This is a genomic window from Paenibacillus oceani (genome assembly GCF_014705615.1).
Lineage (GTDB): Bacteria > Bacillota > Bacilli > Paenibacillales > NBRC-103111 > Paenibacillus_AB > Paenibacillus_AB oceani.
In genome coordinates, this window is sequence record NZ_JACXJA010000024.1 from 38,874 (window position 1) to 60,255 (window position 21,382).

22 protein-coding genes are annotated in these 21,382 nt (G+C 54.7%); 9 read left to right on the forward strand and 13 right to left on the reverse strand.

Annotated features, from left to right (window positions below; genetic code table 11):
* Positions 1–435: 435 nt before the first annotated feature.
* Positions 436–1,311 (reverse strand): pentapeptide repeat-containing protein, encoded by an 876-nt coding sequence (locus IDH45_RS18065; protein WP_223836768.1) that lies wholly within the window; start codon positions 1,309–1,311, stop codon positions 436–438.
* Positions 1,312–1,816: 505 nt separating this feature from the next.
* Here IDH45_RS18065 and IDH45_RS18070 point away from each other — a divergent pair.
* The 5 genes from IDH45_RS18070 to IDH45_RS18090 all read left to right on the forward strand — a co-directional run bounded on the left by IDH45_RS18070 (position 1,817) and on the right by IDH45_RS18090 (position 7,094).
* Positions 1,817–2,128: a hypothetical protein gene (locus IDH45_RS18070; protein ID WP_190929529.1), complete on the forward strand. Its 312-nt coding sequence runs from the start codon at positions 1,817–1,819 to the stop codon at positions 2,126–2,128.
* A gap of 283 nt (positions 2,129–2,411) precedes the next feature.
* On the forward strand, positions 2,412–3,074 hold the full coding sequence (locus tag IDH45_RS18075) for an SGNH/GDSL hydrolase family protein (RefSeq protein ID WP_190929530.1): 663 nt from the start codon (positions 2,412–2,414) through the stop codon (positions 3,072–3,074).
* Positions 3,075–3,185: 111 nt separating this feature from the next.
* Positions 3,186–4,145, forward strand: a complete 960-nt coding sequence (locus IDH45_RS18080) for a metallophosphoesterase family protein (protein WP_190929531.1) — start codon at positions 3,186–3,188, stop codon at positions 4,143–4,145.
* Between the two features lie 101 nt (positions 4,146–4,246).
* The gene (locus IDH45_RS18085) at positions 4,247–5,734 is read left to right on the forward strand and encodes a tagaturonate epimerase family protein (RefSeq protein ID WP_190929532.1); all 1,488 of its coding nucleotides are present in this window, start codon (positions 4,247–4,249) and stop codon (positions 5,732–5,734) included.
* Between the two features lie 94 nt (positions 5,735–5,828).
* The gene (locus IDH45_RS18090) at positions 5,829–7,094 is read left to right on the forward strand and encodes a glucuronate isomerase (protein WP_190929533.1); all 1,266 of its coding nucleotides are present in this window, start codon (positions 5,829–5,831) and stop codon (positions 7,092–7,094) included.
* A 145-nt stretch (positions 7,095–7,239) separates the two neighbouring features.
* Here the strand turns inward: IDH45_RS18090 and IDH45_RS18095 are convergent, their stop codons facing one another.
* Both IDH45_RS18095 and trhO read right to left on the reverse strand, forming a co-directional pair.
* Positions 7,240–7,884 carry a helix-turn-helix transcriptional regulator gene (locus IDH45_RS18095; RefSeq protein ID WP_190929534.1) on the reverse strand — a complete coding sequence of 215 codons (645 nt, stop codon included), beginning with the start codon at positions 7,882–7,884 and terminating at the stop codon, positions 7,240–7,242.
* A gap of 19 nt (positions 7,885–7,903) precedes the next feature.
* Positions 7,904–8,806: an oxygen-dependent tRNA uridine(34) hydroxylase TrhO gene (gene trhO / locus IDH45_RS18100; protein WP_190929535.1), complete on the reverse strand. Its 903-nt coding sequence runs from the start codon at positions 8,804–8,806 to the stop codon at positions 7,904–7,906.
* Positions 8,807–9,148: 342 nt separating this feature from the next.
* On the opposite strand from trhO, the gene IDH45_RS18105 reads away from it, so the two are divergent.
* Both IDH45_RS18105 and IDH45_RS18110 read left to right on the forward strand, forming a co-directional pair.
* Complete coding sequence (locus IDH45_RS18105) at positions 9,149–9,502, forward strand: HesB/IscA family protein (protein ID WP_190929536.1); 354 nt, start codon at positions 9,149–9,151, stop codon at positions 9,500–9,502.
* A 73-nt stretch (positions 9,503–9,575) separates the two neighbouring features.
* Positions 9,576–10,112, forward strand: a complete 537-nt coding sequence (locus IDH45_RS18110; RefSeq protein ID WP_190929537.1) for an NADPH-dependent FMN reductase — start codon at positions 9,576–9,578, stop codon at positions 10,110–10,112.
* A 147-nt stretch (positions 10,113–10,259) separates the two neighbouring features.
* Here the strand turns inward: IDH45_RS18110 and IDH45_RS18115 are convergent, their stop codons facing one another.
* The 8 genes from IDH45_RS18115 to IDH45_RS18150 all read right to left on the reverse strand — a co-directional run bounded on the left by IDH45_RS18115 (position 10,260) and on the right by IDH45_RS18150 (position 17,517).
* Positions 10,260–10,559 (reverse strand): HesB/YadR/YfhF family protein, encoded by a 300-nt coding sequence (locus tag IDH45_RS18115; RefSeq protein WP_223836769.1) that lies wholly within the window; start codon positions 10,557–10,559, stop codon positions 10,260–10,262.
* Positions 10,560–10,790: 231 nt separating this feature from the next.
* Complete coding sequence (locus IDH45_RS18120; RefSeq protein WP_190929538.1) at positions 10,791–12,335, reverse strand: DUF4179 domain-containing protein; 1,545 nt, start codon at positions 12,333–12,335, stop codon at positions 10,791–10,793.
* Positions 12,332–12,871, reverse strand: a complete 540-nt coding sequence (locus tag IDH45_RS18125) for a sigma-70 family RNA polymerase sigma factor (RefSeq protein WP_190929539.1) — start codon at positions 12,869–12,871, stop codon at positions 12,332–12,334. The genes IDH45_RS18120 and IDH45_RS18125 overlap by 4 nt, the downstream gene beginning before the upstream one ends.
* A 182-nt stretch (positions 12,872–13,053) precedes the next feature.
* Complete coding sequence (locus tag IDH45_RS18130; protein WP_190929540.1) at positions 13,054–13,245, reverse strand: alpha/beta-type small acid-soluble spore protein; 192 nt, start codon at positions 13,243–13,245, stop codon at positions 13,054–13,056.
* An 80-nt stretch (positions 13,246–13,325) separates the two neighbouring features.
* Complete coding sequence (locus IDH45_RS18135) at positions 13,326–14,267, reverse strand: ABC transporter permease (RefSeq protein ID WP_190929541.1); 942 nt, start codon at positions 14,265–14,267, stop codon at positions 13,326–13,328.
* Position 14,268: 1 nt separating this feature from the next.
* Positions 14,269–15,231 (reverse strand): ABC transporter ATP-binding protein, encoded by a 963-nt coding sequence (locus IDH45_RS18140; protein WP_190929542.1) that lies wholly within the window; start codon positions 15,229–15,231, stop codon positions 14,269–14,271.
* Positions 15,232–15,380: 149 nt separating this feature from the next.
* Positions 15,381–16,811: a sensor histidine kinase gene (locus IDH45_RS18145; protein WP_190929543.1), complete on the reverse strand. Its 1,431-nt coding sequence runs from the start codon at positions 16,809–16,811 to the stop codon at positions 15,381–15,383.
* Complete coding sequence (locus tag IDH45_RS18150) at positions 16,801–17,517, reverse strand: response regulator transcription factor (RefSeq protein ID WP_190929544.1); 717 nt, start codon at positions 17,515–17,517, stop codon at positions 16,801–16,803. The genes IDH45_RS18145 and IDH45_RS18150 overlap by 11 nt, the downstream gene beginning before the upstream one ends.
* 201 nt (positions 17,518–17,718) lie before the next feature.
* On the opposite strand from IDH45_RS18150, the gene IDH45_RS18155 reads away from it, so the two are divergent.
* Both IDH45_RS18155 and pdaA read left to right on the forward strand, forming a co-directional pair.
* The gene (locus IDH45_RS18155) at positions 17,719–18,762 is read left to right on the forward strand and encodes an SIS domain-containing protein (protein ID WP_190929545.1); all 1,044 of its coding nucleotides are present in this window, start codon (positions 17,719–17,721) and stop codon (positions 18,760–18,762) included.
* Positions 18,763–18,934: 172 nt separating this feature from the next.
* A complete protein-coding gene (gene pdaA / locus IDH45_RS18160; protein WP_190929546.1) occupies positions 18,935–19,720 on the forward strand; it encodes a delta-lactam-biosynthetic de-N-acetylase in 786 nt (261 codons plus the stop codon).
* Positions 19,721–19,781: 61 nt separating this feature from the next.
* Here pdaA and IDH45_RS18165 read toward each other — a convergent pair whose 3' ends face one another.
* Entirely contained in the window at positions 19,782–20,267 is a 486-nt protein-coding gene (locus tag IDH45_RS18165) for a DedA family protein (protein ID WP_190929547.1), read from the reverse strand.
* Between the two features lie 31 nt (positions 20,268–20,298).
* A complete protein-coding gene (locus IDH45_RS18170) occupies positions 20,299–21,339 on the reverse strand; it encodes an AI-2E family transporter (protein WP_190929548.1) in 1,041 nt (346 codons plus the stop codon).
* Positions 21,340–21,382: the final 43 nt, after the last annotated feature.

The window sequence follows — 21,382 nt, forward strand, 5'->3', positions numbered from 1 at the left end:
CGATTTGCACCTCTTATTTGGAGCGGAACCGGGTTTTGGACGAAAATAAGAGCGGTTTATAGCTACTAATCTGCCAGAAACGGCGGGTTTGGCGGCAGAGCGGCCGAAATAAGGGTCGCAAACCGCTTCTATTTCTCTGAAAAAGAAAAAAGCCAGCTCCATAAGGGGTACAAACATCTCTTATTGGTCGTTAGGAGTAGAAGAGTAGAAGGGGCGGCACCACAAAAGGCAATATCTCAAATAGTCTCAAGAAAGAAGCGGCAACTTCATATGTTGTAACACCGCATATTCCTCAGAAGGTGTCCAGTGCGCGTAATGCGTGCTCCCCTTATCGCAAGCGGAGACTGTGCTTAATGCGCCATGCGCGCGCTCTCCCGTACGGATAACCCGTTCGAAGCAATTTATTCCGAAGTTAAGATTGTAATCTGTACAAAATCAAGCCGTCCAATGAGCCGGCCGGACAAGCGACGGCGGCAGCTTGGTGCGCGCATCTCCTTTGGCCGCGTTGAGCTGGGCTTGGGTGAGGTATATGCTGCCGGTGAGATTGGCTCCGCTAAGATCGGCGTCCCGGAAATCGGCCCCGATCAGGTCGGCGGCTCTTAGATCCGCGCCTTTCAGGTTGGCCGCGATCAGATAAGCGCCTCTTAAATTGGCGGCGCGGAGATCGGCTCCCTTCAGGTTAGCGCCGATGAGGTCGACTCCTCTGCGGATTGCTTTTTGACGTCCTTGCGCCGGTTTGCGCGTCTCCTTGGGGCGCGCTTCTTCCCGCACGAGCTCGCTAGTCCGCAGCAAAAGCTCGTTTACTTTCGCCCGGTGAGCCGCCACTTCCAGCTCCAGAAGCGATTCGGGACGAAGGCGGGTGAGCCGCAGCGTCTCGTCGAGTAAGCCGCGAATCTCTCCGTGAATCGACTGTGCAGGTTGCAGTGTCAGCGATTCCGTCAAATACCAGAGCAGCTCGTACAGCTGCTTCATAATCGGAAACACCTCGAACATCGTCTTCGCGGTGGCCGGGGCCTGCCGCCAGTCGATTCCGCCATAAGTAACCTGGGATACCATCTGCCCGGCACCGAAGCAGTCATAAACCGTGCAGCCTTTAAACCCCAGCTTCCTTAAATCGGTATGAACGCCGCAGCGAAAATCAGCCTGCAAATTCGAGCATGGCCGTCCGGCGTCTTTATTTACGGCAAAGTCCGCGGAAGCTGCAAAGGGCAGTGCCACGCAGCATAAGCCGAAGCATTTCTCGCAATCCCCCTGCAGCTTGTCGCGACTTATGCCGGGAAGTTGTCTTGAACGTTCGTGTATCTCAGACAACGGTTTTCCTCCTCTGCTTGGTTCAATTCTTCTATAGTAGTACTGAATGATTTCTTCGTCAATTAGGCTATGTCGATAGGGTGGTGCGGGATCAGCACAAGACGGCGGGGGGAGGGGGAGATTGGCTCGACGAAAGAGAAGATGCTTGATCCACGCACGGTGAATTGATTCGAGAGAAGTGTTTGGCTGCATGCCGGCGTTAAGTCAACCATAAAAAATGATTTGTTGATGAACCATTATGTGGAATTATTTGATAGAATAAGGAGTCGGTAGATTAAATATCGATCTAAATATTAATCATTCACGGAGAATAATAACCATGTTTCGAAAAAAACGGATATTTGTATGGGGTGCCGCTTTAATAGTTGCAGTGGGTTGGATTTTGTATGTCCAACTGCAGCCGAAAGGGTACGCGACTCCGACATACGCGACGGATGCTTTCTTCGGTGCCGTTATGCGGAGGGATGCCGGTGCGGCCGTTCAAGCTTCGGACGATCTTTGCGGGATGATGGCGGAACAACGGATTAAAGAGTTTCAGGAGGGTCTGCGCCATGAAACCCTACTTCAATACACGATACTTTCGAACACCGAGATAAAACCGGATTGGAATGAGGTTTGGGTGGAAATCGAGTTGGATGATGGAAGAAAAGGGAAATATCCTTACATCGTGAAACGGGAGATGGGCGGATGGCGGCTTCAATTTGAACGTTTCAGTATGGACCGGAACGGAAATATTACCGGTAAAGCGGGATGTGTGATGGGGGAGCCTTCTTTCGCGGATAAGCTTGTGAGGAAAGTGCGTTCACTCATTCCTTAATCGTTGCGACTCCTGTTCGATCCTTATATATAGACATCTATATGCTTAATATCAGAACGCTGGGAGCCAGAGAAAAATACGAGTTGTTAGGTTAATAGAACAGCTTCCTTGTCAACTGCTGTTTTACAATCAGATATCGCTTGTCACATTTGGATTTTGATTTATAGCAAGTGTTATTCCTTTGTACGACCACAGGCAAGCAAAATTAGACTATTCCGAACCGCCCGCCTTCCCTTATAATGGACGAGATTGGTTATCTTCATCATTCGGAGGGGGAAAACACATGCTTGTTCAACCAAACAGCAGACTGGTCATGATCGGGGACTCTATCACGGACTGCGGCCGCGCGAGACCGGTCGGGGAAGGCCGGGGCACCGAATATGGAAACGGTTACGTATCGGTCGTCAACGCGCTGCTCGGCGCCGTATATGCGGGCCGTCATATCCGGGTGATCAACGTCGGGTCGAGCGGCAACACGGTTCGCGATCTGAAGGCGCGCTGGCTGACGGACGTATTGGACTTGAAGCCGGACTGGCTGTCGATTATGATCGGGATCAACGACGTATGGCGGCAGTTCGATATGCCGAACTTCAGCGAGAAGCACGTTGGGATCGAGGAGTACGAGCAGACGCTTCGCGATCTGATCGCTTCCGTTCAGCCGTCCTTGAAAGGGCTCATACTGATGACTCCGTTCTACATCGAGCCGAATCCGGAAGATGCAATGCGTGCGGCGATGGACCGGTACGGGGCGGTGGTCGCGAAGCTTGCGGCCGAGACCGGAGCTGTGTTCGTCGACACGCAGAAGGCGTTCGACGCGGTGCTGAACCACTACTATCCGGGCGCGCTCGCCTGGGACCGCGTGCATCCGAATTTGACCGGACATACGGTGCTCGCGCATGCTTTCCTGAATGCGATCGGCTTTCAATGGAACGGAGACAACGCCTGAAGAGGCGGAGAACCAGCGTCTTAGCCTTAGCCCGCGGATACGACCCGCACTGCTTTATCTCGCGACATCACGGAACAGAAGACAAACGTTAGATCGGGGAGAGATTGAGCCATGGACAAGCGGAAGCTGACATTTCGGGAAGACGGAACGTTTACGATTGCACAATTTACGGATATTCATTGGGTCGACGGCAGTGAGGCCGATCAGCGCACCAGAAGCTTGATGGAGCTCGTCATCCGGGAGGAAGCGCCCGATCTCGTCATATTTACGGGCGATGTGATTTATTCGGGCGGCAAAGGCTGCAACGATCCGTTCCAGGCGCTGCGGGATGCGGTCGCTACGGCCGAGAACGCGAAGATTCCGTGGGCGCTCGTATTCGGCAATCACGATACAGAAGGGAATATTACCCGGGAGCAGTTGGCCCCGGCTGTCGAGACATACGAGTTTGCCGTCTCGGACTCGGGACCGGCGAATTTGTCGGGCTTCGGCAATTTCGTACTGGAAGTGGAAGGGCACAGCGGACAGACGGCAGCGGCGCTGTACGGGCTGGACTCCGGGGAGTATTCACCGCTTTCCCATATCAAAGGCTACAACTGGTTCCGGCGCGATCAGATTTCCTGGTTTTTGCAGCAGTCGGCCCGTCTGACGGAACAGAATAAGGGAGAGCCGCTTCCGGCGCTCGCGTTTTTCCATATCCCGCTCCCCGAGTACAATCAGGTATGGGAGACGCAGACGTGTTACGGCCACAAGCAGGAGAACGTGTGCTGCCCGCCGCTGAACAGCGGGATGTTCGCGGCGTTCGTCGAAGCGGGCGACGTGATGGGGACGTTTTGCGGACATGACCATGTGAACGACTATTGGGGAGAACTGCACGGGGTCCGCTTAAGCTACGGCCGGGCGACGGGCTATAATACCTACGGACGCGAAGGGTTTCCGCGCGGGTCGCGGCTCATCCGACTGCGCGAAGGCGAGCGGAGCTTCGAAACGTGGCTGCGGCTCGATGACGGCACTGTCGTTCTGGAGCAGCCGGAGCATGTTCCGGGAGTTGGAAAAGCAAAAATTGTGGAATAATCGGTCCATTCCGCAAAAAATGAACAGAAACAAGACGGAATTTGCGCTAAGATGGGGCTAGACGCCGGTATGCCGGCGATCGCATACAAGGAGGTTCTCCCATGCAAGCGTTACTTTCCGTTATTGACACGTTGCAAGCTGCAGGATCCGTAGTAAAAACGTACGAGCGGTCGCTCGCCGAGTATGAGGGCGTATCGCTCGTTATGATTAAGCGGGACGGCCGCAAATTGTTGCTCGCTCAAGGAGCCGGAGCATTGGCCGACGCACTGGAAGGCGAAGCGGTAGCAGGGGGGGCGGATTCGGCGAAGCTGTGCCCGCTCACGCATGCCAACCGGCTGACACTGAACCGGTTTTTCCCCTACACCGCTCCTCGCGCCTTCGGCACGCAAATCTCGACGATTGGGCTCGGCGACCGGCTCGGCATCGCTTCTTCGGGACATATCGAGACGGTGCGCGGCCACGATATTCGTCCGATTCTGGCGCAGCAGAGCATCCGCGAGCTGAACCTGACCGGCCGCGATTACAAGGAAGTGCTGGACGCTGCCTGTTATGCCGCTTTCCAGGAAGGCTACAAGGACGGCTTCGGCGCCGACGGCGACCATCTGAAGGTGGAGGCCGACATCGAGCTGGCGCTCGGGCTCGGCTTCACGATGCTGACGCTGGACTGCTCGGAGCATATCGACAATACGGTGGAAGGGCAATCCGATGCCGACATTTTGGCGAGCTACGCGAAAGTTCCGGCTGACGTCCGCTCCCGTTACGAGGACGGCTATTTGAACCGCAATTTCGAGGCGGCGGGCACAGGTTTCGTCTTTAACGAGCTGACCTTGGCCAAAAATGTGCTTATCTATGCCAAAGCGATCGATTATATGGAGCATGTGTTCACCAAATACATTCAAACGGCCGGCCGGGACATCGACTTCGAAGTGTCGATCGACGAGACGCTGACGCCGACCGACCCGGGTTCGCATTTCCTGATCGCAGAGGAGTTGTACCGCCGCGGTGTGAAGCTGTTCAGCATGGCGCCCCGCTTCTGCGGAGAGTTCCAGAAAGGGATCGATTACATCGGCGACGTCGCCCGGTTCGAGGAAGAGCTGAAGATCCACGCGGCCATTGCCGACCATTTCGGCTACAAGCTGAGCATTCATTCCGGCAGCGACAAATTTACGGTGTTCCCGATGATCGGCGTCCATACGAAAGGCCGGTTCCATCTGAAGACGGCCGGAACGAACTGGCTGGAAGCGATGAGGGTGATCGCCAAGACGAATCCGGGACTGTACCGCCGCATGCATACTTATGCATACGACCATTTCGAAGAGGCGACCGCGTATTATCACGTGAAGGCGGATTTGAACGTGATCAAGCCGCTGGAGAGCGTAGCCGATTCCGAATTGCCGGATTACTTGAACGACGACGACGCCCGTCAGATGCTTCATATCACCTACGGCATACTCCTGCAGGCTAAGGATGAGAGCGACAAGTCTCTGTTCAAAGACGAGTTTTACCGGACGATGGACGACAACGAGCCTAGCTACACGGACGCTTTGATAACGCATATCGGCAAACATGTAAAGCTGCTTGGCAAATAAGCCGAATCCGTGTACAATGAAAGCGTACGCATCATGCACACGTTAACAATGACTCGTTCATCTCATCCGTTTTTTCGGGGAAAGGAACTGCAGCATGGCTATTCAAACCAAACAGGAGCTTCGCTCGTTCGTCAAGGAAACAATTCGCACCACCCCGATTTCCGATATCCACACGCATCTGTTTACGGAAGATTTCGGCGATATGCTGCTGTGGGGAATCGATGAGCTGCTCACGTATCATTATCTCGTGGCGGAGACGCTGCGCTTCCATCCGGATCTTCCGTACGAATCGTTCTGGGCGATGTCGAAGCGGGAGCAGGCCGATCTCGTCTGGCAGACGCTGTTTCTGGACCATTCGCCTTACAGCGAGGCGTGCCGCGGCGTTCTGACCGTTCTGAACCGTCTCGGACTCGACGTTGCGTCCAGAGATCTGGAATCGTACCGGGCCTTCTTCGCCTCGAAATCGACAAGTGAATATATCGACCTGATCTTTAAACTGTCGAACGTGGCGAACGTCTGTATGACGAACGATCCGTTCGTCGATTCGGAGCGAAACGCCTGGGAGATGATTCAGGAGGTCGACCCGCGGTTTAACACGGCGCTCCGGATCGACCCGCTGCTCATGCAGTGGGAGGAGAGCACGTGGGAGAAGCTGAAGGAATGGGGCTACGACGTCGAACAGGCGGTTACAGACAAAACGGTCGAAGGCATCCGCGAGTTTCTGCGCACGTGGATCCGTAAAATGAACCCGCTGTACATGGCGGTTTCCCTGCCTCCGTCGTTCCGTTATCCGGAGCAGTCGGCCCGCGGCGATATTATCGCCAAATGTATTCTCCCGGTAGCGAAGGAGTTCGATATTCCGTTCGCGATGATGATCGGGGTCAACAAGCGGGTTAATCCGGCGCTGGGCGATGCGGGAGACAGCGTAGGCTTAAGCGATGTACGGACCGTGGAGCAGATCTGCTCGCTGCACCCGGACAACAAATTCCTGTGCACGATGCTCGCCCGCGAGAACCAGCACGGGCTGGCCGTAGCGGCCCGCAAGTTCCGCAACCTGCACGTGTTCGGCTGCTGGTGGTTCCTGAACAATCCGAGCCTGATCGAAGAGATGACGCGCATGCGCTTCGAGCTGCTCGGGACGAGCGTAACGCCGCAGCATTCCGACTGCCGGGTACTCGATCAGCTGCTGTACAAGTGGGACCATTCCCGGGAGATTATCGCGAATGTGCTCACGGACAAATACGCCGATTTGCTCGAAACCGGCTGGAAAGTAAAGAAAAAAGAAATTCGCCGGGACGTATCCGATCTGTTCGGCGGCGCGTTCTGGCGCTTCCTGGGCAAAGAAAATCCGGTGAAATGAGCCGGTACGGCGGGCGCGACGGAAGGGAGAGGAGACGGTTCCATCCGTTTCCGCTCCTCCCGTTCGCCCAACGTCAAGCAAGCCCCTTGTCGATCATGACAGGGGCTTGCTTTTTGCCGCTTAACGGCAAACGGAGCGATTAAACCTAATCCGCATGCTGCTTGCGCTTCCGGATATGGTAGACGCATTTTTTGCCGCCTTTGGCCAAACATTCCGTACGGACGACATCGGCTCCAAGCAGCGATTCGAACAACCCTAGCTCGCATTTGCAAGCATGATTGTACTTGTTCGCAATTTGCGAGATCGGACAATTATGCTCCTTCAAAATGTACTCGTCCTCGTTCTGCTGTTCCCATTCGGCCATATAACCGTTCTCGTTCTGAATCGAAGCGAGCGCCGCGACTTTCTCGGACAACGCTTTATTCTCCATAGCGTTCGCGTATTTCTGGAACAACGTTTCTTTCCGGCGCTCGAATAACCGTTCGACCATCCCTTCGCCGGCCTCGCTGGCGAGCTCGCCGAGCAGATCGAGCGCTACGGCATGATATTTCTTCGGGAAATAATGCTCGGCCTGAGCGGTGAGGCTGTACACGGCGGTCGGCCGGCCCATCGGCTGGCGCACGGTTCTCGGCTCGATCAAGCCGTCGCGCTCGAGCGCATCGATATGCCGGCGTACCGCCATGCCGGTAATTCCCAAATGTTCGGTTAAGTCTCTGGCGCTAAGCTCGCCGTTTGTTTTCAGGAGCTGAATGATAAGCTCACGGGTCGAAAGACCGTTATCCTGTTTCAATGTGACACCACCCGTTTTATTAGCCGTAGTTGATCGTCGTCGTCGAATGTTCCTCGCAATCGGAGGAGCAGTAGCCGTCGTATCGTTCTTCGCATTCGTCGCAGACGATATGCTGCAGATGGCAGCTGTCGTTCGCGCAGTTGATATAGCGGTCGGCCGGCTTCTTGCAGTGATGACATGTTCCTACGACGATATCTTCATCGGTCTGGTTGATCGGCACCGAGATGCGCTCGTCGAATACGTAACATTTCCCGTCGAACAGCCGGCCTTGAACCTCCGGATCTTTGCCGTACGTGACGATCCCGCCGTCGAGCTGGTATACGTCTTCGAACCCTTCCTGAAGGAGAAAGCCGGTCAGCTTCTCACAGCGGATGCCGCCTGTACAATAGGTCAGTACCGGCTTCTTCTTGAGCTCGCCCATATTCTCCCGAATCCAGTCCGGAAACTCCCGAAACGATTCGACGTCGGGGCGGATCGCGTTGCGGAAATGCCCGATATCGAACTCGTAGCCGTTTCGTCCATCCAGCACGATCACATCGTCCTGCTGCAGCTTCTCGTAAAACTGCTTTGGCGAAAGACGCTTGCCGCCGATAACGTTCGGGTCGAGAGGCTGGTCGTAGCGGAACGTGACCAGTTCTTTTTTGTAACGGACGAAAATTTTGGAGAAGGCGTGCCGGTCAGCCGGGTCGATCTTGAATACCATATCGTGGAACAGCGGGTTTTGGCGCATATGCTGCATATATTGCTCGGTCTGGGCGATCGTGCCGGACAACGTGCCGTTAATGCCTTCGTCGGCGATCAGGATGCGCCCTTTAATTCCGAGCGCTCGGCAGAAGTCCAGATGCTCCTTGGCGAAAGCTTCCGCTTCCGGGATTGGCACGAATTTATAATACAACAATATTGCATATTCATGGTTGGACATGAACGTTCTCACCTTTTCTATGAAATCTGCTATGAAAGCGACTGTGAACAAGCAGTCTTCTAAATTGTATGAATTAGTTTACATAAAGTCAACATAGCCCTATACAAAGTATTTATTTCCCTCCGCTTCTTATTGACAAAAAGCGAGGAACGGATCATAATTATTATACATAATGATATAAAAATATAAATAAGAAACGGGTTCACTTCAGATGATTTTATGGAAGTGGGATCTTCGAAGGAGCTTTTCTTGCGGGCGGAGCATATCCGGCTTCGCTGAGAACTTATACTTTGAGGCTTCACTCCTAACCAAATAAAGCAGGATAACGGAGGAGGAACGACGATGATTCAAATCAGCGATCAAGCTACCGCCAAAATAGCGGAACTGATTGAGAATTCGGAAGTAAACGGCGCATTTTTGCGGTTCGGCGTCAACGACGGAGGCTGCAGCGGATTATCGTACCAGATCCGGATCGACGACGAGATGCAGGAAGACGATCAAGTGATGGAGTGGTCTTCGTTTAAAGTGGTTGTCGACTCCGCGAGCCAGCCTTTCGTGGATGGCGTCCAGATCGGATATAAAGAAGCCGGGATGACCGGCGGTTTTACGATCGACAATCCGAATGCCAAAGCGACCTGCGGCTGCGGAGCGAGTTTCCGGACGGCCGCGTACCGGGGCCAGGCTAAGAAGTGCTAAGACCGGAGAAGAGGCCGCCTTGGACCGATCCGCTTGCGTATGTCCAACTACGATTCGAACAGGAATGGTGAAGATGAAGCTGCTAGGTATTTCAGGGACGATAGTAGGGTCCAAAACCGCGATTGCGGTTCATCAAGTGTTGGAGGCGGTACGCCGCGACAATCCGGATATTGAAACGCAACTGCTCGATCTGAAGCAGTACGACGTCCAATTTTGCGACGGGAGAGATCCTGCCGCTTATACGGGCGATACGCGAAAAGTCATCGACATCGTTGCCGAGGCGGACTTTTATATGATCGGCACGCCGATCTTCCAGTCTTCCCTGACCGGCGTTCTGAAAAATTTGTTCGACCTGGTGCCGGTGAACGCCCTATACAATAAAGTGATGGGGTTTGTCGCGACAGGCGGCACGTACCAGCACTATCTCGTCGTGGAAAATCAGCTCAAGCCGATTGCCGGTTACTTCCGGGCGTTTGTCGCACCAAGCTATGTCTACTTGCATGACGACCACTTTAATCCGGACAAACAAATCGCCGACGAGGATGTGCTCAGGCGAATCGACAGGTTGGCCGAGGAAGTGGTATTCATGCAGCGCAAGCTTAAATCGTAAGCGGCCACCAAGCTGAGCTGCCGCCCCGATTAAGTGAAGCCTTCATTGCATTCGTAAACAATTCGCAAACACCGCCTGTAAAGGCGGTGTATTTTGCGGATTATACCGGCTTGCGCCCAAAAAACCGCGAATGAATCGCGGATCGGGTCACGGACCCGGCGACTGGACGGAAAACACGATATCCTGCCCTTGGCAGTCGATCGTCAGATCGCGATTGTCCAAATACCAGATGTCGGTTTCCTCCATAAATAAAGTGATCCCGGCATTGCCCGGAGTAACCGAGATCGCCGGATAACGAGGCTCGGTCTTGGTGACGCCGAGCGAATAAGCATCGTCGCCGCCGCCGCTGTACCGGACGAATACGCGAAGCTGATCGCCCTCGCGGACGCCCCATTCCTCCTTAAAGCAATTGACGGCTGCAGAAGTTACATTCAGGCTGGTCATCATTCAACACCTCGCAAAGGGATGTAGGGATCTTGCTGTTCGGCACAAGGAGCATCGGCCGCCTTATATAGCAACAGCGGTAAAAAAGAGTCGCCTCCTTCCTACCGCCGTTCGAGGTTACTGCTTGAGGGGGACGAGAGGTCCCCATCGATTTCAAGTATAAAGGATAACGCCAACAAAGTAAACATACATATATAATTTGTATGATTTCCAAAGACGGGCGGCAGTAAGCTGTTACTTGATCTTCACCCGGAACGGCTGACGGATTTTGTTATAGTGATAGTCGTAGATCCGGAACACGAACGGCTCGGGGAAATATTCGCCCATTAATTCCGAACCTGTCATCACGCAGTTCAGCTTTTGGACCGTCTCCTCGGAAGAGCTGTACCCTCCGCAACCGAGCCCATACCCGTCTGAAGGGTCGAACCAGCTTTGCTCCATGGTGTTCAGCGAATGTATGTCAATCATGTGGGGAGAGAACTTGTTATCAACGTCCTTCTCAAGATCGAACGAAAACTCCCAGCGGTTCGGATATTTGTTCACATCGAGAAGTCTGATCCGCTCGTCCGGTACTTTAAGCAGTTTTTTCTCGCGGGTATCCACGATAATCTCGCGTTTGCTCTTGTCCAGCGCACGGATGGTACTGCCTACAAGGTCGAGCGATTGCGGATTGGCGAGCAGGCTCCCTTCAAAGTAGATCGTATGCAATGTTTTAGGCCGGGTAACCGGATAGACGAAATATTGCCGTTCGAAGCCGCGGAGCGGCTTCAGCTCCAGGCCGTCCTGATCGACAAGTCTCAGATCCTCGATGGAGAACAACTGCTTGCTGTTGTTCGGATCGACCGAGAGATCGAGACGAATGGCGGTAGGAAGCAAGGTCGCCCGCTTAAACGTTACGTTTTGTCCGTCCAAAGAAACCGTCTCGTTCAGCTCGAATACTTGTTTGGCGACAATTTGATCTTTGCGGATCGAGAAGCTAAGGTTCCATTCCTTATCCAGCTGCACGGTTTTCTGGTACCCGGGCTTCATCGGCACATGCATCGTTACACGTAAACGAAGTTTGTCCGGAATCGCCGCGTCTTCCTTCCAGCGAATCTCCATCGCGCCGTTCTCCCAGGGTCCGCTGAACGTGCCGCTGCTGCTGAAGATGTCGCTGCCGCTGCTCATCATAGGCTGGCCTACGGGGTACTCCTCACCGGTAGCCGCGTCCACCCACTTGGCCTGGATCCGTACGCTGTCGTAGCCGTTCTTATCTTTGATCGAATAGTACACAACCATACGCAATTCGTCGACGATTAAATCTTCGATCCGTAATTCGATCCCGTCGTGCTCGACCGATTTGCCGACATACTGCTTGTATCCCTGCTCGGCAGCAATGTGAAGGCCGTCCTTCGAATCAAGAAGCTGTGTCGTCAGTTTCCCGACGAACGATGCGAAAGCGGGGGAGAAGCCTAGAGCGGCGGACAGCGCGAGAACGAGCAGAGCCGCGGCTGCGCCGGTCGCCCGTTTTTTTCGCTTTTTGCGGGCAAGCTCCCGTTTGGCTTGGCGGATTCCTTCCCGGATGTATGTTTCCATATCGGGAGGGGGGGAGGCCAGCCAATATACATCCTTCAATGACTGGATGGCCGGGGCCGGTGCAAGCTCCGGATGCGCGGCCGCTTCCGCTTCCGTTTCTCCGGGGGAGTCCTGTTCAGGGGGAGCGACGCGGGCCCATTTGCACCGATAACTGTCAAGACCGATTATGTACTTCCAAAAACGCCGTTTCGACTTGTCCCTCAATCCGGTTCCCCGTCCTTCCGCATATAGTCTTTTAACTTGCGAAGCGCTTTGTACAGCCACGTTTTGATCGTGCCGTCGGGATATTGCATCGCTGCGGCGATCTCGCGTATCGTCAGATCCTCGAAATATTTCAGGATCACGATCTGCTTCTGCCGCGGTTCCAACACGTCCAGAGCCGATTCCAGGCTGTCCCGGACCGCCCGGATCTCGGTTACGTCGGCGCGTTCGTCCGGTATGCCGCCGGAGCGGTATTCCGCTTGCCGGCTTCGCCGCCGCCGCTCGTCGTTGCAATAGTTGATCAGGATGCGGACAAGCCATGTGCCCGCATAATCCGGCTTGCGAAGCGAATGAAGCTTCATATAAGCGCGGTACGTGACTTCCTGAATCGCTTCCAGAGCGTCCGCTTCACTTCGAAAATACGCGAACGCAATTCGGTACAGCTTGTCATGATGCAGGACCATTAGACGATAAAACGCCTCGTCGTCGCCCCTGCGGGCCGCCAGAACCAGCTCGGCCGGATTCGTTTGCTCATCCACTCGGAACGTGCTCCCCTTTCGGTTTTGTTTATTAGACTGGGCAATCCAGGAAAAAGTTTTAAGAGATAACACAAAGGGCCGTCCGTTTTCACGGACGACCCTGTTTTTCCCGTAGGCCGGGACTTATGGTTTACGCATTGAAGGAGATATTATGGGTCGGGACCCTACACAGCTAATGCAAATTACCGGCGACCCGCAAGAGTTTGCTCCGCGATTTGCACGAGCTGCTTCGTGATTTGTCCTCCGACCGAACCGTTTTGGCGGGACGAAGTTTCCGCACCCAAAGTTACGCCCAGCGTGCTTGCCGCTTCATACTTCATTTGGTCAATTGCGCTAGCGCTTTGAGGTACAACATAAGTATTGTTGTTTGGCATGTGTGTTCACCTCCTCTGTAGTTGGTTTTCATATTATTATAGGAAACGGCGAATGCCATACATCGCGGGAAGTGGTAATTTTATCCGGCTACATCACGCCGCGTGAAGAAGTACCAGGCCGCAGCGTGAAACATCGCGAAGTAGGCGGTCAGCATCACGATCGAGAAGCCCAGCGTCATCCCGGGAAGCGGGGCGCCGCCGTCCAGATAGGGAGTGAGATTGGTATTGGCGAACAATATATATTTGGCCCAGGCTTTCTCGCCGAACAAGAAAGTAACGGTCGTCCCGGTAAACAGCAGCACGCAGGACAGTAGCACCGACATGGAGCTGCTGCGCGCAACGGCGGAGATCATAAAGGCGAATGTGACGATCATAAGGAGATTAACCGATTTGAGCCCATACGTTTGCAGGGTATGAAGGATCATCGATTTTTCTTGGACAGCGCCGTCTATGAGGGTCAGATGCGGCAGGGCGACATGCCCGAAGCCATGATCGATCAGCCCTTGCACGAAACCGGCGGCAGCGAGTATCCCGATCAGCATCAAGGCGAATCCGACGACCGACACGTATTTGGCCATCAACAGCTTCGTTCTTCCGACGGGCCGGGTCAGCAGCATCTTGATCGTTCCCCAGGAAAACTCGCTTGCGATGCTGTCAGCCGCTACGATGACGGAGAGCAGCGTAATGATGCTGGTCAGCATCGACAGCGATTGTACCGTTCCCCAGACGGATTGTTCTTCCGGTGGCATGTCATGGTCAAGCCGGTATTGGTTCAGCGCAGCCGCGTCCAGCTTGTGCTGGCGTTCGCTGTCTGTCAGCTGTCCCTCAACGAGCGTCTTCTCGATTTTGCTATTTTCCTCGCGCAGTTCGGTCCGCCAGTCTTGCCCCGAAGGAGGGAACAACGGACTGACATAGGTCGGGGCGAAAGCGAGCACCAGCAGCACCCCGATCAGCACCCAGTTTCGCCGTCTGGCGAAAATTTTCAAAAATTCCGCCTGCAAGATCCGGAGAAAGGTAATCATGTTAAGGCCTCCCCGTCATTTCCATAAATTTGTCTTCCAGCGACTTCGCCTGGATCGATATGCCGGATACGCGAACTCCGCCGGCGACCAGCTTGGCGTTAATATCGGCGATGCAGCCGGCGCTTGTCGTCACGAGAATGCCGAGCGGATCGCTGTCTACCGCCAGCCCGTCGAACGCGAGGGCGATCACCTTCCTGGCGGCCTCCCGGCTGTCGACCTGAAACAGGATCGGGACGGCATGCTCCGACGTATTCTCCTCCGTCACCTGCTGGATGCCGATAAGCACTCCTTGTTGAATGACGCCTACCCGGTCGCACATCAGCTCCATCTCCGACAGCAGATGGCTGGAGACGACGACGGCGATCCTTTCCTCGCGGGCGAGCGTCTTCAACTGGTCGCGGAGCTCGCGGATGCCGGCTGGATCGAGTCCGTTCGTCGGTTCGTCGAGAATGAGCACCTTCGGCTTGTGCATAAGCGCTTGCGCCACGCCGAGCCGCTGGCGCATGCCGAGCGAGTACGTTTTGACCTTGTCGTGAATCCGGTTGTCGAGTCCGACCATCGAGACGACGTCCAGGATGCGGTAGCGGTCTATGCCATTGCCGGGAACGAGCTTGGCGAAGTGGAGCAGATTTTTGTAGCCGGACATAAACTTGTACATCTCCGGATTTTCGACGATCGCTCCGATGCTGCGGAGCGCCTTGTCCGGAGCGCGCCGCACGTCGTGTCCGTCCACCTTCATCGAGCCGTCCGAGATCGACATCAGTCCGACGAGCATCCGGATCAGCGTCGTTTTGCCGGCGCCGTTCGGGCCGAGCAGGCCGAATATTTCGCCGGGGTAGACGTCGAAGGAAACGTTGCGGACGATCGTTTTTTTGCCGATATGCTTGTATACGTTGCGAATTTCGATAACAGGCGGTTGCCCGGCTGCGCCGGAATGTTCCCGTAATTGTTGCGAGGCGGTCATAGCAGCTCTCTCCAGTCTGGTATAAAGGATGACACCAGCTTACCGCACCACTCTTTCACCCGTCTTAACCGAATGTGAAGAGAAGCTTAAGCTCGCCTTAATCGTAAAAAAACCGCCGGGGCTTTACGCCAAGCCCGGCGGAATGAAAGCTAATCGGTATTCGGTTGAACCGGCTCGGCGGGCAGCAGGATCGTAAATACGGTCCAGCCGGGCGTGTGCCGGGAAAGCGCCAACGTCCCTTGATGCTTCTCGACGATTTTTTTGGCGATGGCAAGTCCCAGTCCGGTGCCGCCCAGGCTGTTGCGCGCTTCGTCGCCGCGCACGAACGGCTCGAACAGCGTCGGTTGAAGCCGCTGCGGGATGCCGACGCCGTTATCCGCCACCTCGATGGCGATGAGCGAGCCTTGCCTGCGGAGAGCCAGCCGCAGCTCCGTCCCCGGCGGATTGTATTTCATCGCATTGGAGATCAGGTTGGAGAGAACGCGAGCCATCTGACGGGGGTCGATGCCGGCCGTCCATAGGCCGTGCGGAATGTCCGCTTCCAGCTTGAACAGCTTCTCCTCCAGCTCTTCGTAAAACTCGGCGGCGATCTCGCGGAGAAATTCGGCCAGATCGGTCCGGACGAGGGTCAGCTTGAAGCCGGGCGTATCCATCGTCAGCAGCTCGAAGATCGCATCGATCAAGTTCGTCAGCCGCACCGATTTGTCGTGGATCAGCTTCAAGTATCGCTCCTTGCGTTCTTCGTCCGGCACCATCCCTTCCTGCAGCGCGCGGGCGTAACCCTGGATGCTCGTAAGCGGAGTTTTCAGGTCGTGGGACAAATCGAGCAGCATATGATTTTTGCTTTGCTCCAGCACCGCTTTTTCCTTCTCTGCGTCCGACAGCTTCCCGGCCAAATAATGATAAGCGTCGCGGAGCTGAGCGATTTCCGAGTGCGCTTTGGCCGCGATCTGAATCTGCGTGTCGTATTGCCCTTCGGTCAGCTGCTGCAGTCCTTTGGCAACCGCGTGCAGCGGACGGCTGATTTTCCGGGACGTACGCCTTGCGTACAGCAAAACGAGGCCGATTTGCAGCAACAGAAAAATCGCCAGAAACAAAAGCAGATGGCGGCCGATTAACCAGTCGGTCTGCTCGGCGTTTTTGCGCAGCTCCACCGTGCCGCTTACTTCGCCCATCGGAATTTTCAGCAGCACCAGGTACGGCTTGCCGTCTTCGCCGGCGACCGGCATGGCGGTCGTATAATAGGGCAGCTCGCGCTTATTCCCGAGCAACAGGTACAGCTCCGTATCCGTATAAACCGGGCTCCGGCCGTTGTCCGGGCCGATCGTATGCACCACACGGCCGGCTTCGTCCAATACTTCGACGGAAGCTCCGGCGGATTCCAGCTCGCCCATAGCGATCGAGCGGTAATCGGGCTTCGCAATATCCTGAGCCGTCTGAAGCGGTACGGCGCCTTTCTCCAGCTTTATGCCGAGCGAGACGATCGTGACGCATAGCACGATAACGAAGAGCAGGGCGGTCAGCAGCACGAACTGCAAATAATTGCGCATCATCGCCGAGTAGATCCGGTTACGTTTCATGACGGGCGATCCTTTTCTCGAATTTATAGCCGATGCCTCGCACGGTGATGATATAAGCCGGATTTCGCGGATCGTCCTCCAGCTTCTCGCGGATTTTGCTGATATGGACCATAATCGTATTGTCATCGCCGAAATAAAAATCGTCCCAGATCGATTCGAACAGCTGCTTTTTCGTAAATACTTTGCCGGGATGGCGCATCATCAGCTCGACCATTTTGTACTCAAGGGAAGTCAGAGGCAGGAGGGCGCCATGTTTGCTGACCGTACAGCTGGACGGATCAAGCTGTAAATCTCCGGCGGTCAGGACGGAAGGTTCGCTATGCTCTGGAGCTTGTCCGAGCTTGTAATACCGGCGCAGCTGCGCCTGGATGCGGGCCGTTACTTCCAACGGATTAAACGGCTTGGCGATGTAATCGTCCGCTCCGAGGCCGAGGCCGAGTATTTTATCGTTATCGTGGCTTTTCGCCGACAGCAGGATGACCGGGATGTTATGAGTTTTGCGTATTTCTTTCAGCGTCCGCAAGCCGTCCATATTCGGCATCATAATATCGAGCAGCAGCAAGGCAACCTCGTGTTCTCCGAGCATCCGGACCGCTTCGGCTCCATCCGAGGCTTCCAATACCCGCAGTCCGTCGGCTTCCAGATATAAAGACAACAGCTCGCGGATTTCCGCTTCGTCGTCGGCGATCAGTATGGTGCGGGACATGAATCGATCGGCTCTCCTTTGCGCTAACAGTAATCGATGATCATTATATAACATTGGCCGTCAAATGAGTAACGGAGACGGAATTTCCATCAAAAATGGAACAATTCAAGTTAAAATGATTTTTTCAATCAAAAAAATGATTGTTGTAATCATTCATATGATTTATAATTTCATTAGGATGATAAGGGAGGGTAACGAACTATGAGTTTAACTTACAGTGAAATCAAGCAGCAGTACGCTGCGCTTCAACAAACTTATGATTATATGATGTCGAAACGTTCCGATATCGTCGCCTTCGTACGGGGGCTGCAGACGAAGTCCGTCACGTTCGTAGGCTGCGGTTCCAGCTACTGTCTGAGCGAATCCGCCGCGTTCTCCGTACGCCTTCGCGCCGGCATTCCGGCAAGCGCACTAGCGGGCGGCGACCTGATGCTGAATCCGCAGCGCTACCGCCCGTTGATGGAAGAGACGCTGATCATCGCGCCGTCCCGTTCGGGGAGCACGAGCGAAGTGGTCGAAGCGGTCAAGCTGATCCGCGAGTATAAGCATGTTCCCGTATTGGCACTGTCCTGCGTAGCCGGTTCGCCGTTGTCGCAGAAGGCAGACTTTACGCTTGAGCTGCCGTGGGCGTTCGACAACAGCGTATGCCAGACGCGGACGGTATCCAATCTGTACACCGCCAACCTGATGATTGCCGCTTTCCTCGGCGAGGACGAGAAATTGCTGAACGATTTGGCGGTTGTAATCCGACAGGGCGAAGCTTACATGGAGCGCGTCGAGAATGCGATCCGCCAGGCGGCCGACTTCGAATGGTCCAATGCGGTGCTGCTGGCCGACGGGGAGCTGCAAGGAATCGCTGCGGAAGGCGCGATCGCGCTGACGGAGATCGCCAAAGTGCAAGCCCATTCGTTCCACCTGCTTGACGTCAGGCACGGCCCGATGGTGACGGTAGGAGCGGACACGCTCGTCATCGCTTTGTTGACGGCTGACGGAACGGCGCATCAGGGCAAACTGATCCAGGATATTAAAGGCCGCGGCGCGACCGTGATCGCTTATGCCGATCGGGCCGGCGTTATTGATCCGGCTGCGGCGGATCTGGCTGTTGAATCCGGCGCCGAGCTGGATATCGCAGTGCAAGGTATTCCATTTATCTTTATCCCGCAAATCGTTGCGTTGGTCAAAGCGGAACGGCTGGGCATCAACCCGGACAGCCCGGATGGCCTTACCGCATGGGTTAAGCTGTAAGGAACCTGAATCCAAATAAGCAATTGCTCGCTGAACCGTCCGGATGGTTATCCAGACGGTTTTTCGCACAGGTAAAAATTACACGATTATGAGCAGGACGGTAAAGCATAGAATACAGTCAAACCCTTTTACACTACGATATGGGAAACCACTCAGGAGGAACTTAGGGAAGATGCGAAAGCTGGTTAACCTCGTATGTATCGCCGCCGTTCTCGCTTATGGTTTAGCCGCGGATATTGCGTCCGCTGAAGCTTCCGGCAGTCAGCCGTACCATTTCGGATTCAAGAAAAGCCGGAACGGAGCGCCCGCCTCCATCGACGAGGAAGGCTTCAAACCGGTGCTCGAAACGTATGATGCCATATTCCGGCGGGACGGCACCGGCAAGACGCTGTATTTAACGTTCGATAACGGGTATGAGAACGGCCATACGCCGAAAATACTGGATGTGCTCAAGGAGAAAAAGGTGCCGGCGTTATTTTTCGTAACCGGACAATTCATCCGGGAACAGCCGCATTTGCTGAAACGGATGAGCGAAGAGGGGCATCGGATCGGCAACCATTCGTGGAGCCATCCCGATCTGACCCAAATATCGGACGAGCGGCTCGCCTCCGAGCTGAAGCAGGTGAAGGACAGCGTCGCCGAGCTCACCGGGCAGCAAGAGATGCCGTTCCTGCGGCCGCCGCGCGGCATATTCAGCGAGCGTACGCTGGCGGTCAGCCGGAAGCTCGGATATATTAACGTGTTCTGGTCGATCGCCTATGTGGACTGGGATACGAACAAGCAGCAGGGCTGGCGGCACGCCTTCGATAAGGTGACGGGGCAGCTGCATCCGGGAGCCGTTATCTTGCTCCATTCCGTATCGAGCGATAACGCCGAGGCGATGGGGAGCATTATCGATTACGCACGCGAGCAGGGGTACGAGTTCAAGCATTTGGAAGTGATTCCGGGCGGAGTATAAAAGCGGGGCGGGAACCAGTCGGATGACGCGGACTGGTTCTTTTTGGCGTGAATCTTCTTGTTCAAATCTTCGAACCGACGAAATAGCCGATCGAAATGAATAAGGTGCACCAGATCAATGCGCCTGCGCCTGCGAATATGAAATAGGTGCCTGGCTTCATGGCGCTTACCCCGGACAAATAACAGGTCAGATGCCGGATACCGGGGATAAAATAGCCGAAGCCGACCGTCCACGGCCCGTACCGGTTAAACCACGTCTCGGCCTTCTCCAGCCTCGACGGCGTGAGCCGCAGCCACTTGCCGTACCTCCACAGCAGCGGCTTGCCGAACTTCCTTCCCAGCGTATAGCTGATCATCATCCCGCTCATCGCCCCGAGGAAGCTGACGGCGACAGACCCCGGCATACTCATAAACCCGATCGAGGCCAAATAGCCGACAAAGGTCATCAGCAGCTCGTCCGGAATCGGCAAGCCGACAATGCCAAGGGCGAGACACAGAAATAAAGCGATATATCCGTATTGCATAATCATATCTTGAACGAAGGTCATGAACAGCCACGCTCCGATTGGTTATAGACGATCAGACTTCCCGCGGTTCCGGTTCAGGAACTGCCTGGGCAGCCGGTTTACCCATACGTGTAACTTCCAGGATATCGAGCAAAAAGACGAAGGTCGGAATGCCCACCATCAGCCCCCAGATGCCGAAGAAATGCTCCGAGAACAGCAGCACGACAAACGTGTAAAAGACGGGCAGATGGGTTTTGGACGCCATCAGTCTCGGGTTGAGCACGTAAGCCTCAATCGCATGAATGATCGTGATCGTCACGATCAGATAGATGACGTAGATAAAGCCGCCGATGCTGAAGGCGATCGCGCCGAGCGGGACGAGCGAGATAAAAACGCCCGCGACCGGTATCAGTCCCAGCACGAAAATGAGCAGGGCAAGTCCGATCAAGTTCGGGAAGCCCATAATCCATAAAGCGATAGTCGTCAACATACAGTTGATCAGCGCGATCAACAATTGAGTCTCGATCACTTTCCCGAACGTCCGCACGAATTTGCGGCCGAAAAACTCAATTTCCTTGACGAACCAGCCCAGCTTGCTCGTCCGGAATTGCGCGGTGAAGCGGATGACGTTTCCTTTGCCGAGCAGCAGAAACAAGCTTAAGATTAACGCCAGAAACAAATGAAATCCCCAATTGCCGATTCTCATCATAAAATCGAGCCCGGGCTTCAGCATGCTGGGGATGTCCAGTCCTCCGAGCAGCGAGAGCAAATAAGCGACCATCTCATTCTGCGGATTGTCGTACACTTGCTTGACCAGCTCGAACAGCTGGGTCGCCTGATGGACAAGCGCGGGAAACAGCTTTACCATAACAGTAACGAGCAATGTCACGAGCAGACTGTACAGCAGGGCGAGCACAACGGTGGCGTTGATCGGGACGACTTTGTCGATCCACCGTTTCACATACAGGTGAAGCCGGTTCATCAGATAAGTCATCAGAAACGTAAGCAGGATCAGATTCAGCATGCTGTGGAGCCAGAACAGCAGCAGGCAGAACAGCGCCAAAACTCCAAAGCGGCGCGTATCTTTATGATTCAATATAGCCCAAATGTTCATCAGAGGCATCCTCTCGAGCGGGAATAGTCTATGGCCGTGGAAG